At 36.8% G+C, this 15,853-nt stretch carries 14 protein-coding genes and 3 tRNA genes; 9 read left to right on the top strand and 8 right to left on the bottom strand.

Annotated features, from left to right (window positions below):
• Positions 1-235: 235 nt before the first annotated feature.
• From FHR28_RS21970 to FHR28_RS19145, 5 genes are all read left to right on the top strand, one after another.
• Positions 236-631, top strand: coding sequence for a hypothetical protein (locus FHR28_RS21970; RefSeq protein WP_224964951.1), 396 nt, complete (start codon positions 236-238; stop codon positions 629-631).
• A 74-nt stretch (positions 632-705) separates the two neighbouring features.
• Positions 706-781: transfer RNA gene (locus tag FHR28_RS19160), tRNA-Asn, on the top strand.
• A gap of 5 nt (positions 782-786) precedes the next feature.
• Positions 787-862, top strand: a tRNA-Asn gene (locus FHR28_RS19155).
• Positions 863-1,104: 242 nt separating this feature from the next.
• Positions 1,105-1,180 (top strand) — tRNA-Asn (locus FHR28_RS19150).
• A gap of 62 nt (positions 1,181-1,242) precedes the next feature.
• Complete coding sequence (locus FHR28_RS19145) at positions 1,243-1,692, top strand: DUF2726 domain-containing protein (protein ID WP_056514285.1); 450 nt, start codon at positions 1,243-1,245, stop codon at positions 1,690-1,692.
• Between the two features lie 45 nt (positions 1,693-1,737).
• Here the strand turns inward: FHR28_RS19145 and mgtE are convergent, their stop codons facing one another.
• Positions 1,738-3,075 (bottom strand): magnesium transporter, encoded by a 1,338-nt coding sequence (gene mgtE / locus FHR28_RS19140; RefSeq protein WP_166783302.1) that lies wholly within the window; start codon positions 3,073-3,075, stop codon positions 1,738-1,740.
• Between the two features lie 167 nt (positions 3,076-3,242).
• Entirely contained in the window at positions 3,243-6,341 is a 3,099-nt protein-coding gene (locus FHR28_RS19135) for a multidrug efflux RND transporter permease subunit (protein WP_166783301.1), read from the bottom strand.
• Positions 6,342-6,614: 273 nt separating this feature from the next.
• Here FHR28_RS19135 and FHR28_RS19130 point away from each other — a divergent pair, with 273 nt between their 5' ends.
• Together FHR28_RS19130 and FHR28_RS19125 are read left to right on the top strand one after the other, a co-directional pair.
• The gene (locus FHR28_RS19130; RefSeq protein WP_166783300.1) at positions 6,615-7,763 is read left to right on the top strand and encodes a glycerophosphodiester phosphodiesterase; all 1,149 of its coding nucleotides are present in this window, start codon (positions 6,615-6,617) and stop codon (positions 7,761-7,763) included.
• Positions 7,764-7,904: 141 nt separating this feature from the next.
• The gene (locus FHR28_RS19125) at positions 7,905-8,279 is read left to right on the top strand and encodes a diacylglycerol kinase (protein ID WP_004819673.1); all 375 of its coding nucleotides are present in this window, start codon (positions 7,905-7,907) and stop codon (positions 8,277-8,279) included.
• 211 nt (positions 8,280-8,490) lie between these two features.
• Here the strand turns inward: FHR28_RS19125 and FHR28_RS19120 are convergent, their stop codons facing one another.
• Positions 8,491-8,829, bottom strand: a complete 339-nt coding sequence (locus FHR28_RS19120) for a hypothetical protein (protein ID WP_166783299.1) — start codon at positions 8,827-8,829, stop codon at positions 8,491-8,493.
• Positions 8,830-9,523: 694 nt separating this feature from the next.
• Here FHR28_RS19120 and FHR28_RS19115 point away from each other — a divergent pair.
• Together FHR28_RS19115 and csx16 are read left to right on the top strand one after the other, a co-directional pair.
• On the top strand, positions 9,524-10,615 hold the full coding sequence (locus tag FHR28_RS19115; RefSeq protein WP_228722108.1) for a Card1-like endonuclease domain-containing protein: 1,092 nt from the start codon (positions 9,524-9,526) through the stop codon (positions 10,613-10,615).
• A 61-nt stretch (positions 10,616-10,676) separates the two neighbouring features.
• Positions 10,677-10,979 carry a CRISPR-associated protein Csx16 gene (csx16, locus tag FHR28_RS19110; RefSeq protein WP_166783298.1) on the top strand — a complete coding sequence of 101 codons (303 nt, stop codon included), beginning with the start codon at positions 10,677-10,679 and terminating at the stop codon, positions 10,977-10,979.
• Positions 10,980-11,276: 297 nt separating this feature from the next.
• On the opposite strand, the gene cas6 is transcribed toward csx16, so the two are convergent.
• From cas6 to FHR28_RS19085, 5 genes are all read right to left on the bottom strand, one after another.
• Positions 11,277-12,164 (bottom strand): CRISPR system precrRNA processing endoribonuclease RAMP protein Cas6, encoded by an 888-nt coding sequence (gene cas6, locus FHR28_RS19105; protein WP_166783297.1) that lies wholly within the window; start codon positions 12,162-12,164, stop codon positions 11,277-11,279.
• 61 nt (positions 12,165-12,225) lie between these two features.
• A complete protein-coding gene (cmr6, locus tag FHR28_RS19100) occupies positions 12,226-13,386 on the bottom strand; it encodes a type III-B CRISPR module RAMP protein Cmr6 (RefSeq protein WP_166783296.1) in 1,161 nt (386 codons plus the stop codon).
• Entirely contained in the window at positions 13,379-13,741 is a 363-nt protein-coding gene (gene cmr5, locus FHR28_RS19095; RefSeq protein WP_166783295.1) for a type III-B CRISPR module-associated protein Cmr5, read from the bottom strand. Before cmr5 ends, cmr6 begins: the two co-directional genes overlap by 8 nt.
• Before the next feature lie 8 nt (positions 13,742-13,749).
• On the bottom strand, positions 13,750-14,634 hold the full coding sequence (gene cmr4 / locus FHR28_RS19090) for a type III-B CRISPR module RAMP protein Cmr4 (RefSeq protein ID WP_166783294.1): 885 nt from the start codon (positions 14,632-14,634) through the stop codon (positions 13,750-13,752).
• 36 nt (positions 14,635-14,670) lie between these two features.
• Positions 14,671-15,852 (bottom strand): type III-B CRISPR module-associated Cmr3 family protein, encoded by a 1,182-nt coding sequence (locus tag FHR28_RS19085; RefSeq protein ID WP_166783293.1) that lies wholly within the window; start codon positions 15,850-15,852, stop codon positions 14,671-14,673.
• Between the last annotated feature and the right edge of the window lies 1 nt (position 15,853).

Here is a 15,853-nt window from a genome sequence, read left to right as displayed (position 1 = left end):
TAATTACACGGTAAAAGCAGATCCAATAAAAATCTTTTATAGTTATGCAATGCTTAGCGCTATTCAGATCCCCTGTTATCTCTATATTACCGACACGGACGATATCAGCTTCACTTTTATTTTTGTGGTCCTATTTTGGCTGTTTATTGTGTTGTTTAAACTTATTTCATTGTCTTTGCTGATCAAACATGGACGACCACAGATATGTTTTCATTCCGAGTTTTGCCAAATTCAAATGTATGCAATAAAAATCACCATTAATTATGCACAAATTTCTGCTTTCAGCATGCGTAAAATACAGCAAGAACATCGAGGCTTTTCTTTTGGTATGTGTTACGAACTTGACTTAATGTTTATTGATCACATTATGCAACAACATTTTTTGTGGAAAAAAGCCTATAGGGTTAAAAATATAGTGATTTCATCAAACTTGCTTTTTAAAAATATTCAAATCTTAGAAATCGCGATTATTTTTAGCGCTTTAGTCCGAATGAAAACATCACAACGAATACAAACCCTTCTTCAGCTGCAACAAAATTTAATCACTTATGATCATTTAATCTCGAATAAAGAACTGGAAAACTTTAAAAATAATCAATATATATACAAACTCTTTAAATTCGGACAATAAAAAAACATTTAAGACTTTTTTCTTATCATTTCACTTGACCACTTTGGCTTTCATCCATAAAATGCGCATCAGATTCTCCAATAGCTCAGTCGGTAGAGCGACGGACTGTTAATCCGCAGGTCCCTGGTTCGAGCCCAGGTTGGAGAGCCATCTATTCTTCCATAGCTCAGTCGGTAGAGCGACGGACTGTTAATCCGCAGGTCCCTGGTTCGAGCCCAGGTGGAAGAGCCAGATTCTAAAAAGCCCACTCATAATGAAGTGGGCTTTTTTATATCTTTATTTTCTATAGACAAAAGATTTAAACGTTTTTCGGCTTACGCCTAAATTTTAGAACGTTTAAAACAACTTTGCTTTTATTCAGATTTACTTTTATTCAGAATGATCAAATATTTAGCAAATAATGCTTTTTTATGATGAATTTAACAATTTTTCCTTGACCCATTCCCATTTCATCCCTAAAATGCGTTCCAGATTCTCCAATAGCTCAGTCGGTAGAGCGACGGACTGTTAATCCGCAGGTCCCTGGTTCGAGCCCAGGTTGGAGAGCCAGATTTTAAAAACCCACTCATGATTGAGTGGGTTTTTTCTTGTCTATACGATACCGATCCCTTATGTCTCTCGATTTACATCAAATTTTATTTTTATTGATTGGCAGTATCGCAACCTTTGCTTTATTGCTTGCCTGCTTTGGTCAGTATTTATTTCGAAATAAACATTATTATGCAAAACGTGTGATCACCCCTTTTGAACAGAAAATGTTTTTCCGTTTAAATGAAGCCTTTCCACAACATCATGTACTTGCACAAGTCGCGTTTAGCGCATTAATTGATTGCAATCAATTTAAATTGCGTTCCAAATTCAATCGCAAAGTGACCGACTTTGTGCTACTCGACAAACAGCTTGAAGTGATTGCTATTATTGAACTTGATGATCCCAGTCACCTTGGCAAAGAACATATCGATGCACAACGTGACGAGATGTTAGAACAAGCAGGTTATCAGGTATATCGCTATACCGATATTCCCAGTTGTCGAGATTTAAGAAAAGACATTGCTGATTAAACATGATCAGCCAAGCATTTTTAAAGCTTACCATTCAACCATGTCTTATAAAATAATCGATGCAATACATAAGTAAACGATAACGCCTGTTGCATCGCAAATCGAAGTTACTAAGGGTGCCGAAGCACTTGCTGGATCCAGTTTTAAACGATTCAGTATAAATGGCAGACTCATTCCTATTAAGCAACCCATCAATACGATACCCATCATACTTAAAGCTAAAACCAAAGCGACCATTGCATCGCCTCTAAAGTAGCCAAGAATGGACACAGCAATTGCCATTGTTCCGCCCAAACATAAACCGACCAAGCTTTCACGCCCAATCAGATACATCCAATCTTTTAAATGTACATCACCCGTTGCCAATGCCCGTACCATTAACGTGGCCGATTGTGAGCCAGCATTCCCGCCACTCCCGACCAAAAGCGGCAAAAAGAATACCAGCACAATATTCTTTGCGATAATATCTTCAAAATGCGCAATCCCGAATCCAGACAATAAGCTGCCAAAAACCAAAATCACCAACCAAAATACCCGTTTTTTATAGAGGTAATGAATCGGTGCTGTCTTAATACTCATTTTAGGAGACGATGAGACTGCACTGGATTTTAAAAAGTCTTCTGTGGCTTCTTCAGTGACGACATCCATGGCATCATCATAAGTAACAATACCTAAAAGACGTTGTTGCTCATCAACAATTGGCAGCGCAATAAAGTCATAATAATGCAGCTTCTCTGCAATGCTCTCTTGGTCTTCATTAACGTCCCCAATAATCAAATCCGTACTCATAACTTCAGCAATGGTTTGCTCAGGCTCAGCAAGAATAATTTCACGTAAAGACACAACCCCGAGTAACTTGCCTTGTGCATTGACCACATAAATCAAATAGACCGTTTCACGATCTGTGGCAATTGCTCTGATCTGCTTGATGGCTTGTGCCATGTTCAAATCAGGTGACAATGTCACATAATCTGAACTCATAATTGCACCAGCAGACTCTTCTGGATATCTGGCTAAATGTTGGATCTGCTGTTGTATTTCAGGGCTTAAATCGGCATAAACAGATTGTTGTAATGCATAAGGCAAGTACTTAAATAAATCAGTACGATCGTCCGAGTGCATCTCAGAAATGATATTGACCAGTATCTGTTTCGGTAAATGTTCAGAAATTTTAAGTTGTTGTTCGAGTGATAAAAACTCAAGAATGTAGGCAGCATTGGGTAAATACTCCACCAATGTCAGCTGTTCATTTAAAGATAAATCTGCCAAAATTTTTGCGATATCGGCGTCATTGATTTGTTCAAATTGTTTTTCAATGAGATCAAATTGATGGTTTTTAATGGCTTTTTCTATTTCTGAAACAAGTGCCAAAGAAAATTGCATAGGATGATCCAAATTCCATCAAACTTTTGCCACATGTTGGACTGCAATCCCACGAAAATAAAGATGTTTTTTGTTGTGAAACATATTTTAAAGGTTCTGTATGATTTTAAGCTTGATCAATGATCATCAAAGACCATTGAGCAAGCGAAGCTCATCAATCAACACCCTTACTCAGAGGGTACTTTTGATTTAAAAATTGAACGAACCAGCACATACATAAATGGGATAAACAGCAAAACTAAAACTGTTCCGAAGATCACCCCACCCAATACGCTTACCCCTATTTCTTGACGACTGGCAGCACCTGCACCAAACGCAACAACCAAGGGGATAATACCTGCACCAAAGGCCAAGGATGTCATCAGAATTGGACGTAACCGCAACCCTGCGCCTTCTAATGCAGCAGCAATCGCTGTTTTACCTTTTTCCTGTGATAGTGCAGCAAACTCAACAATCAAAATCGCATTTTTACACGACAGACCAATCGTTGTTAGCAATGCAATTTGGAAGTAAATATCGTTTGGAAAACCTGCCAATTTACTAAAAATAATATTGCCTCCAATCCCCAAAGGAATTGCCGCAATCACAGCGGTTGGAATCGACCAACTTTCATATAAGGCTGCGAGACAAAGGAAAATAAAGCCGATCGAAATCAAATAGAGTAACCATGCTTGGCTACTTGATTTTTGTTCTTCAAATGACAAGCCACTCCACGCAACATCTATTCCATCTTGTTGACTAATCAAGGTCTGAATATCTTTCATAGCTTGACCTGAACTGGTATGCGCCGCTGCATTGGCTTCCATTTGCAAGGCGGTATAACCTTGGAAACGATTGACCACATCTGGCCCACCTTCCCAGCGCGTCGTTGCGAAATTGCTAAATGGCACCATCTGGTTCTGTGCATTACGCACTGTCCATACCTGTAGATCTTCAGGCTTTGAACGAAACTCTGCATCGCCCTGCATCATCACTCGTTTAATTCGTCCACGATCAATAAAGTCATTTACATAAGAGCCACCCCATGCTGCTGACAAAGTATTGTTAATCGCAGTTTGACTCAGCCCATTTGCCAATGCTAATTTTTGATTAACATCAACTTTTAACTTAGATTTATCTGGATTGGATTTTTTATCCAGATTTTCAAAGGATTGGAACTGTTTGGCTTGCGCCTGCAATGTACTGAATTGTTGGTCTAAATATTTCCGTCCTTGACCGTTAATATCCTGAATCCAAAATTCTAAACTATCACTATCCCCCAAGCCATTTACAGAAGCAGGCAAACTGACAGTAATCCGAGCATTGCGATCTTGACTAAAATACTTTGTCGCACGTTCACGAATTGCTTGCGCAGAATTTTGTGTACCTGAGCGATCATCCCAATGCTTTAAAGCCACAAAGCCTGTTCCTAAATTTTGTCCTGTACCTGAAAAATTACGCCCATAACGAATCAACACAATATCAACATTTTGTTTTTCATGCTCAAGGAAATATTTTCGAATATTTTCCCCAACCACCTGACTACTCGACATCGGTGCACCATCAGCTAAACGGAACTGTACACTCAACATGCCCTGATCTTCACTTGGAATAAAACTGGTGGGTAAAGCCCGATAGATCAGTGAAAATACAGCAATCAAAGCCACAAAAATCGTCAAAATCACCCATTTCAAATTTAAGGTCTTTTGAATCAGGCGAATATAACCTTGTCTTAGATTTTCAAGTTTGCGATTAAACCATGTGGCCCAACGCATGGGTTTAGGATTGGGTTTTAAAATAATGGCACAGAGTGCTGGAGTTAGGATCAATGCAACCAACAATGACAAGGCCATTGCCGCCACTAAGGTGATGGAGAATTGACGATAAATCACGCCCGTTGAACCAGTAAAAAACGCCATCGGAATAAATACTGCGGTCAAGACCACGGTAATCCCAATCAAAGCTCCTGTCATTTCCTGCATAGACTCGATAGATGCCTGTTTTGCAGTTAAGCCCTGCTCATGCATCAAACGTTCAACATTTTCCACCACCACAATGGCGTCATCGACCAACAGACCTATTGCCAACACCAAGGCAAATAAAGTCAATGTGTTGATACTCATGCCCAGCACATTGAGTACCGCAAAAGTACCTAAAATCACAATCGGTACAGTAATGGTTGGAACCAGCGTTGCACGCCAACTTTGTAGGAAAATAAACATGACCAGAACCACCAATACGATGGCTTCTAATAAGGTTTTGACCACCTCTTTAATCGATTCTTGCACAAACGGCGTGTTATCACGTGGATAAACAATCTTATAACCTTGAGGTAATTTTTCAGAAATCTTCGCCAATTCAGCTTTGATGAGTGCAGATGTTGCTAAAGCATTTGCACCAGAGGATAAAGAAATCCCCATGCCCGATGAAGGGTAACCATTAATGGTATTAAAAGACTGATAATTTTCTGCACCCAACTCAATACGCGCCACATCTTTTAAATAGATATAGCTACCATCTGTATTGGATTTAACAATAATATTTTTAAATTCATCGACTGTTCTTAAACGTGAACCAGCGGTGACTTTTGCATTTAAATATTGGTCAGCAGTTACTGGTAAATCACCGACGCCACCAGCTGCAACCTGTGTATTCTGTGCTTCTATTGCTGACCGAATATCACTCGGCATCAATTGATATTGACGCAGTAAATTCGGATTCAGCCAAATTCGCATGGCGTATTGAGAGCCGAAAACATCAACTTCACCAATCCCCTCAATCCGTGACAATTCTTGTTCTATATGATCAGATAAGTAATCACCTAATTCGATATTGTTACTTTTACCTGTTTCATCATACAAGCCCACAACCATAAAGGTATCGCCAAGTGATTTATTCACCGTTACACCTTGACGCTGTACATCATCTGGTAAGCGGTTCAGTACACCATTGATACTATTTTGTACTTGGACTTGTGCGGTATCTGGATCCGTTCCATTTTCAAAGCTGATACTAATTCTGGCACGACCCGATGAGTCACTACTCGAACTAAAATACAGCAGATTGTCGATCCCTTTAATTTGCTGCTCTAAAACCTGAGTAACACTCTCTTCAACAGTTTCAGCATCTGCACCTGTATAGGTTGTAGAAACACTTATCCTTGGCGGAGCAATATCTGGATATCGCTCTATCGGTAAATTCAAGACTGAAAATACGCCTAAAGCCATGACAATAATTGCAAGTACACAGGCAAAAATAGGACGTTGAATAAAAAATTTTGAGAGCATCAGAGTAGGTTCTGCGTCAAAGGATTGAGGTAAAGTTGTTGTAGCAATTAAATCGACTTTATATGGATATTCTGTGACTTAAACTAAAAACTCAAGGAAAAATAACAGAAAAGCGAATGATAAGTTTAAATATGAAGAAACTATGAAGAATTTTTTTCTTCTAGGCATAAATCAACCAAAAGCATTTCATCAATTTTTCATCTTGATGTCATCACAGTGTCAATTTAACCACTTAGACTACAGCCAGTTTCCATATAAGAATTTGAGAAAAATATGATTAAAAATACTGGGTTAATGATCAGTATTATGGCGTTATTAACCGCTTGTAATGATAATGATAAAAAATCAGAAAACGTCACACCAGAATACAAAGAACCTAAAATCATTATTGTTGGTCACCGAGGTGCCAGTGCTTTACGCCCTGAACATACCCTTGAAAGTTATCAAAAAGCCATTGATGATGGTGCTGATTTTATTGAGCCAGATTTGGTATCGACCAAAGATGGCGTATTGGTTGCACGCCATGAAAATGAAATTGGTGGTACAACCAATGTCAGCACATTCAGCCAATTTGCAGATCGTAAGAAAACAAAAATCATCGATGGGACATCATTAACGGGATGGTTTACAGAAGACTTTACTTTAAGTGAGTTAAATCAACTTAAAGCACGCGAGCGTATTCCAGCTTTACGCCCGAACAATACCCAATACAATGATCAGTTGAATATCCCTACCCTTGAGCAAATTATTGAACTGGCGGAAAAAAATTATAAAAAAACCGGTAAAGTGGTTGGGCTCTATATTGAAACCAAGCACCCAACATATTTTCAAAAATTAAATTTAGCCATGGAAGATCCATTGCTTAAAACTTTGGCAAAGTACCAATATAGCCGTGAAATTGCGCCAATTTATCTACAATCATTTGAAGTCAATAATTTAAAGTACTTTAAAGACCAATTGACAGCACATAAAAGCTTAAAGCATGCCAAAATTATTCAGCTTTATGATGATAAGAAAATCAGCCCAGCAGATTATGCCGCACAAGGGATTAAAACCACCTATGGCGATATGGCAACAGCGCAAGGTTTAAAAGACGTCGCCAAATATGCTGATGGTGTAGGTCCATGGAAACCATATATTTTTAATGATAGCTATACTGCACCCTCTTCTTTCGTTACAGATGCACATGCTGTGAACTTAAAAGTCCATCCGTATACTTTCCGTCCTGAAAATAACTTCCTTGCCAACAATTTAAAATGTAGTACAGCTGAAGCAGATGCAGCCAAGCGTTGTGAAGCTGGAGCGAACAAAGAATATGAGATGTATTTTAAAGCTGGTGTGGATGGTGTATTTACCGATGATCCTGGTTTAGGTCGTAAAGCTTTAGATGCGTACTTAAAAGCCAATCCAAATACCAAGTAACAGCTGATTTATTCAAAAAAATTAAGCAACCAATTCAACTGATTGCTTAATTTTTTCTAAACTTGGTGTTTTTTGTTTAAAATTAATCCCAATTTAAGTTTAGAATAATACACTTCTTAAAAACTTTAGCTGCTTTGATTTATGAGTGATTATTCTCCATTTAAGGGTACGACGGGTTTCAAACGCATTCTCAATGCAACAGGCTATTCTTTAGCAGGATTTAAAGCTGCATACCAAAATGAAGCTGCTTTCCGTCAGATTGTTTGGATTAATATCGTTTTAATTCCGATTACATTTTTTGTCGATGTCTCATCTGTTGAACAAGCAGTGATGATTGCTGTGTGCCTATTGGCAATCATTGTAGAATTGTTTAATTCAGCATTGGAAGCTGTGGTTGATCGTGTTTCTTTAGAACGTCATCCACTCTCTAAAAATGCCAAAGATATGGGAAGTGCCGCACAGTTCGTAGCTCAAGCAATTATTTTCTTTACCTGGGTCATTATTCTTTTTAGGTAAGTATTGTTTCTAGATCAAATAACCTTTTTATCTAAGTTATTCTTTTAAAAAAATTAGAAAGCATAGTGACATTCCACCACAGGTAAAATGTCAATCCATAAAAATTTATAACAGCCTAATTTTGCTTTACTGCGCTACTCCAGTCTAAGCACCACGACATTTTAACTCGAACAGCGACTTTCAGTTTAAAGTTATCTCTATAAATAATTGATTAAAGTGATGGTTGTGGAATTGGGATATTCTTGTCAATTTTGTCAGGTCGATTGAGATGCATAGAACAATTACTATATCCCCATTTAGTGATCTTGCCTTGTTCAAGCATAAATTTTTCAACACAAGAGCCCCAGTCATCGTTATATGAAATAATTTTTCCACCACTCGGAAGTGCATAGCTTCTAGATGGTGGCCCCCATTTGCTGATCAGTCTCTCTTCTGCCTTCCCCACCCAAGACTGCATTACATCATTTTTTGTTTCAAGTCTTTGTCCCATGATGCTTAAACATCCTGTTAGCATCTGGCTGATTGCAATAATGAAGATTAATCTTTTCATTTTAGTTCCCCTCAGTTTTCGTGTTGTATTTATATTTACCGAACAGTACAAAAGCATAATAAAAAATATACAAAAAGACAAGGATGAAACAACTTGCATAAAAAATCCCCGCATAAAGCGAGGATTTTTTTGATCTAGATCGAAACGATATTACATCATTCTTCACCATTTCATGGATATAAAAAATAATATGTAATTGATATTTAATTATTTAAAAAAATAATGATCACCTAAGATAACCCAGCAACACATGGTAAAAAAGAATTACGAATAAATATTGATACGATAATAATTTACTTACAGACTCTGTTAAACAATCTCAAAATCAAGCCACTAAAACCTAAAAACAATGAGCCTAATTCTGATTGGATTAAGCTAAAATTTGTCGATGAAAGGAAATAAAACCAGAATATATTATGATCCTGCAAAGTGGTTAAAAGATAAAAAGTAATAATGAAAGCTCGGATTGCTAGGTTCTGAACTTTTAAAATAACTATAGCTAATTTAAAGTCGACAATATAAGTAAATACAAATTAAAATGAATTATTCAATTCAATTAACTCATTTAATACAACTATATGCGCATACTTGTACTTAGTACCACAGGACATCCGGAAGCCAATCTAGAATCGGCTCGTTACTTCATAGAAAATAAAAGTAATATAGACAAAATACAATTTTAAGTACAGATTTAATGACTAAAGAAGGCAAAACAGCGCTTCTACAACAAAGTATTCAACAAATTTGTGATATCCAAATTGAAATCTTAGAAATACAGTATGGTGCCGAAGAAAATAACATGCTTGCTATTAAAGAGCTCATCATTACTTGGGCAAATACACACGCACCCAAAGACCGTTTTCTTTTTAACGTGACGGGTGGTACAAAACTCATGAGCATAGCCTTAGACAAAGCATCTATCTTGTTAGGCACTAGCAGAGCGGAATGCTTTTACCAGAGTCGTGACAATAGTTTAGTGTGGTATCAACGTCAAAGGGACAAAATTGTTTACCCAATGAATAGCAATTTGAATTTGCAACAGCGTGTTGTTTCTCGTGGTTATCAAATTACAAACCAATATCCAATTACTGATATTTCTATTGAACAATTGAAATACTCACAAATTTTGGTTGAAGCCATGAAAAATGATTTTAAAAAAGGGCGCAGTTTTTGTTCTTTCATCAATCTCTTAGCAGCAATGTCTGATGAGCAAGAGAAACTCAGTCTATGTTTTAACACCATGAAAAAAGAACAAGTAGAAAGTTTAAATATTCTTGCTCAAACGACCAATCAACACTTTTTTGAATTTGATACTAACAGCAAAACTATTTCATTCAAAAGCAAAGATGCTCGTGAATTCATGAAAGGAGGATGGTTAGAAGTTTATACTGGCTATGAATGTTTTAAAGCAATTATGTCTTTAAATCCTCAAGCTGAGCTAGCAATTAATGTAACATTAAAAAAAAATGATACATCAAATGAAATGGATGTAATGTTTATTCATCATGCACATTTATATTGTATCGAGTGTAAAACGGCAATAACGATGGCTTCTGAAAATGCTAAAGATGTACTGTATAAACTTTCTGCTCTACACGATTTTGGCGGTTTAAACCAAAAACGCGCTGTTGTCTCTTTATATAATTTAAAAGATTATAACTTAACCCGCGCTGAAAATGCGGACATCAAAGTTTTTCAAGAAAAGAAATTACTTAACTTATCTGAGCACATCTTAAAATGGCTTCAGCCTGAATGCAGTCAACGAGACCCGATCATAAGCTTATAAAATTGAATGATATATCAACGTTATGCCATGATGTATTTACATTTTCAACTTTAGAATATTAATGACCACTTATTTTGTGACGCGACATGTTGGTGCATTACAATGGGCAAAGCAAAACCAATTACATTTTGATGTACATTTGGTACACCTATTCGATCTTAATGTACTACAAGCACGAGATATCATTATTGGCACATTACCAATGAATTTGGTCTATAGTTTGAATGAAAAAGGCATTCGCTATATTCATTTATCTTTAGAAATTCCATCACATTTACGTGGTGTAGAACTTTCTCTTGATCAATTAAATGACTGTAAAGCAAATTTACAAGAATTTGTGGTTCATAAAATCGAATTTAAGTGATCTGGCTTATGATAAATATACGCGATGACTATCTGAGGACGCTTTGTTATACATACTAATTCAAGAATGCAGTTTATCTATTATCAAACTTAGATTGGTAGTATGAAATACATATGCAAATCTAAGAAACAATTGAAGAATATAGAAAATTCCGAAGAATCAATATTTCACAGATGAATGTTCACTAGGTGAAACGACAGCGCAACTTAAACAATATATACACTTACATAGACAAAGCCACACGAAGGTATCTACGTTTAGAGTCACGCTGTAGCTGAAAATTTATAAATCAGCTTTCTAAATAGCTTTTAAGGTATATTGCCCAAGCCCAAAGACACAACCTTTACCAACATGAAGCCATTGGCCTAAATATAAATAATAAAATAGACTTTCACTGACTTTATCTAGCTGAATTGACCCCATCAAACCATCCAAATTCATTTTTTGTTTTTGTCGATTAGAGTAACGAGACCAACTTACCCATTCCAGTTGATGTTGCCCTTCTAACTCTAAGATTTCATTATTAATCTGAGCAATCTCTTCCAAACTTAATTGAATATCACTATAAGCTTCAACTAAGGATAAATAACGTCGCAACAGTGCATGAACAAAATGTGCTGTACTAAAGTTTTCAGTACCTAAGAATTTACCATGATGTTGAAGTCTTGCGTGGGTAAACAAATCTAAGCGTACTGACCTTAGACTTTCGATTTTAGTCTGGGGTTGATTACATTGTGAAAACGCAATCAATTGGGACTGTATCCCACCTACAGAAAGCTGTTGACCTATACCTTCGGCTAACGCGCGTTGCCATGCCAGTTGGATGATCATATGTTGTTGATGCGCAAAATGACCTATTAAGACCATATAAAATGTTGCTGTTTCATCTTTTAAAATTTTCTCTGGTAGCGAATAAGCTTCAATCACAAAAGGAGGGGCAATATCCTGTACCCGATCTTGATATTTTAAAACTTTCTTTGGTGGATCAAATAATTGTCTGTACAAACAGCGTTCAACAGGTTCACAGCGGCATACGCCTTTATTTCGTGAAGCAGTTAAACACGTCAGACTTTTTAAAGCGTGTCCAAAAGCCCCTCTTAAAGTAGAGCCTGCATATTTGGGCAATTGAATATTTTCAAGCGCTTGAAATTTTATAGAATAACGAGATATTGGAAAAGTTGACATGTAAATAACACTAATTAAGGTAAATCAAACCCTGTAAAATTAGGTTCACAGGGTAAATGCTTTAGACAGTTTTGTACTTAGTCAAAAACTTCCACGCTCTTTCTTTATTTTTTTGATTTTTCACATTCGCCCACTCAGAAATAAGCTCATGATGACAATCAAAAACAACCTGTGCAATTTGTTGACAATGTTCTTCATTGTCTTTATCAAATCCTAACTTCTCAAATAATTTATTTAAGTTTTTACTTAGGTTTTCAATCAAATCACTTTCAGATAAAAATTGAAGCTCACGACGAATTGGTTGTAATGGATCATTTAAATCAACGGATATAGAAAGACGTTGATATCTTTCTTTGGTATTTTTAGTCAGCTGCTCATCCAGCTTAAAATAACCATATCCAGAAGTACCTTTAGCACCCATACCCATTTGCTGTAACACGTTTTCAAGCAAATCTTTAGCAAATTTTACCCATTGCGGTTCACCTTCAATCGTGAAATAAAAATCACCTTGAATCGCAATTTGTTGATTTGGAATAGGTGACTCCATATCTAAAGGTTCAACATGCCCCATTTTATCTGAATAATATTTTTGATGATGTACAGTAACAATCTCTCCAACAAATGGCTTTGCCTGATCATTCGTTGCCAATTTACCGTCTTTAGTGATCGGTGGAACCCACCATGCATCATGCCAAATAAGATAACCTGCATTTTGCTGGTCTGCATCTTCATCTGTACCAAATAAAATATTTAAAATATCTTTCATGGCAGGGTTAATTTGTGTTTTCCCTTTAGCATCTATTTGTACTTTACCTTCAGCATCTTTTAGTAAAAAAATACTTTCAGCATATGCACGAACCGCGCCTTTCACTGCAGAACCTGCAAGCATAGGCATACCATAGCTATGATGAGTTATTACACCTGTTTCTAAAGTTCCACCAATAGAAAGACCAGTAAATAAGCGCCCATCGATTTTGGCAACTACTGAGGCATAATTCGGATTATTTTCCGAATCGCTATAGGTATGGGTTAACCAACGGTTAAATGCTAATAAATATAATTCTGAAGCCTGAATTGAACCAATAATTTCAAGTAAATCTTGCTTATCTTTTTTATCAGACTCTTCCCATACCTGCAAACCACGTTGCATTAATAATCCTGCATGTCCATCTAGTGCTTTCGGTACTAAAGGAGCCAGGCTATCTCGTATTAATCTAATCATATACTGCTTCCTTATTTAATAAGGCTTGGGTATAGCGTTTTAACCAAGATGCTGCATCTAAAGATTTTCGAGTTAATAATTGATATTGAGTAATATTCGACTTTAAAATGGCTTTATGAAAATCTTCTGGAGTATTGAAGTTTAGTAAAGTAGCAATATGATCTAAAAAACTACGGTGTTCCTCTTTACTCTTTGCCATTAAAAAACCAATGGTTTGTGCTAAACCAGACTGCATAATCATTGTTGGTAAGTTTAAAGCTAAAGTACGATACTTCGCTTCAAATTGTACATTTTGCATACTTTCAACAAGTGGATAAGCCAATTCCGCATATTTATGTGTACGTATTTGCATCATAATCCTCCTTATACTTGCTGATTTTGTGCAATCAATAAACGGCATAAACCTCGACCAACGGTATGTTTACCACCGACTTGGATCATCATTTCGTCTTTCGGTAAAAGTTCTGCTAAATCATTCGCTTTCAAGCCTGAACGATCACGTGCATCCGCGATTCCCATAATCCCCCAAAGTACTGTCTCAGCAGGTAAATTTTCTTCTGACCACAATGCACCGTCTTTTACAATACGCGTATCACGATCAATACGAATACGAATACGAACTTCTGTTGCAGTGTCAGCTAAAAATGAGAATAAATCATCTGGTAGAATAACAAAGCGTTTACTGACTTGTTCACGCCAATCATCTGCTTGAGCAACATCTTCTGGATAAATATTTTGAGTAATAACATCAGCCCATTGTTGAATAGTATCGTTATAGTTGGCTTGAATATCCAAATCTTCTAAGGCAATTTCTGAAGTACGGCCAACAAATAAAGCACTTCCTTCAACAACCCCAGCCTGTTGAACATCTAAAGTTGGGATTTTGAGACTTAAACCAAGGCTGCGCTGGTATTGACGTAAAATATATGGGCAAGTCGCATAAGCAATCGTACCAGAGAAAGAACGAATAGGTAAAAGCAACAAGTTTGCATCACCAAACGCAATTGCGCCTGCATGGCTGTCTTCTGCTGAACTATCTGGGCCGAACAATGCTTTGACTTGTTGTTTATCTAATTGATTTTTTAATTGTAATTCATCACGTAAGATACCTTTCAAACCTGAACCAGGTACAACGGGTAAATTTGTGGCCTTTGAGCGCGCAATTGGTAAATCAACAATCCCTACACCCTGACCGGTACCGACATGTAAAGCGGATAAATTTTGTAAATGAAAAATACGTACTTGCATTTTTAAACGTCCTAAAATTTTATAAATAAGTATGTGTTAATGAATATTTGACCATGGTGCAATGACCGTCACCCCAAAACCATCACGTTGGTCTTGTAAATGATCTGAAAAACTGTGTTCACTCAATGTCTGTAAGCTCACTAAGTCCATTTCATCTATCAATTCAAACCAATAGACTGAACCAGCAGCTACTGCTTTGCGCATGCTTTTCGGCTTCCAAAGTAACGAATCCCACCCAGATACAGGTAACCAACGATCAATTGCCACTGCTTTTAATTTGATACGTAGCGAAGTTTCAGGAAGTTGACCTTCTAAACTGTCTGCATCAATCCATTGCGGTAAATAGCCTTTTGCAAAAATTGCAGGGCTTAAAAAATTTAAGCTAAAACCTTTTGCTTGATTAATTTTATCAAGCAACTGTTGATTGATCTCTTGCAAATTCGGCATTTCAATTGGCTGAAAATTAGAAAGTCGACGCTCACCACCAAAAGTAGCTAAATCTTGATTCAGCACTAAGTTGCTTTGTACAATAAAGCCATAACGGTGTTCTTCCCAACCACCTATTAATTTTTTACGATGTGCTAAATCCAAATTTGCTGTTTGAAATAACTTTCCTGAAACCCCTGCCTGTGTGCTTGAATCAATCGCAACATGTGTTCGAATATCAATAGGTAAATGACTTAAACCCAATTGATGGACTTCATCGAACTTAAGATCTTCACCCTGTTGCCAACGTATTAAATGCTTTAAGCTCCAAAAATTAACACCGCCTTGTGGCTTACCTTTTAATGGTCTTTGCATTTGGACAGCCAATAATCCTTTTGGTAAATCACACCCACTGATATTGTCATCAAAAGCTTCAGGCGCTAAACGCACCAATTCTGTTTCACTCGTCTCTCGATTTTCAAAATATAGTGCATCTGCTGGCTTAGCGACCAAGATTTCATATTGATCTTGTTGATTATAACGAACTAAAAATGGACCACGCACAGGTATAGAAAGTACTTTTTGATAGGCTTCATGTTGTACATCTGTTAGACGTTGCTCTGTAAAATCTATTTGTTTCTGCCCAATGCCAATGGCACGAATTAAACCTGCTGATGCAGATGGCAAGGGAAAAATGACATCTTGTGCAGAAGCTTGCGAACCAAAAGGTTTACCTGAACGAAAAACCAATGGTGCAAGTGACTCAATTAAATAACTATTTTTTAACATCATG

This window comes from Acinetobacter sp. BIGb0196, assembly GCF_011759595.1.
Classification (GTDB): domain Bacteria; phylum Pseudomonadota; class Gammaproteobacteria; order Pseudomonadales; family Moraxellaceae; genus Acinetobacter; species Acinetobacter guillouiae.
This window is presented reverse-complemented; position numbering and strand designations above follow the sequence as displayed.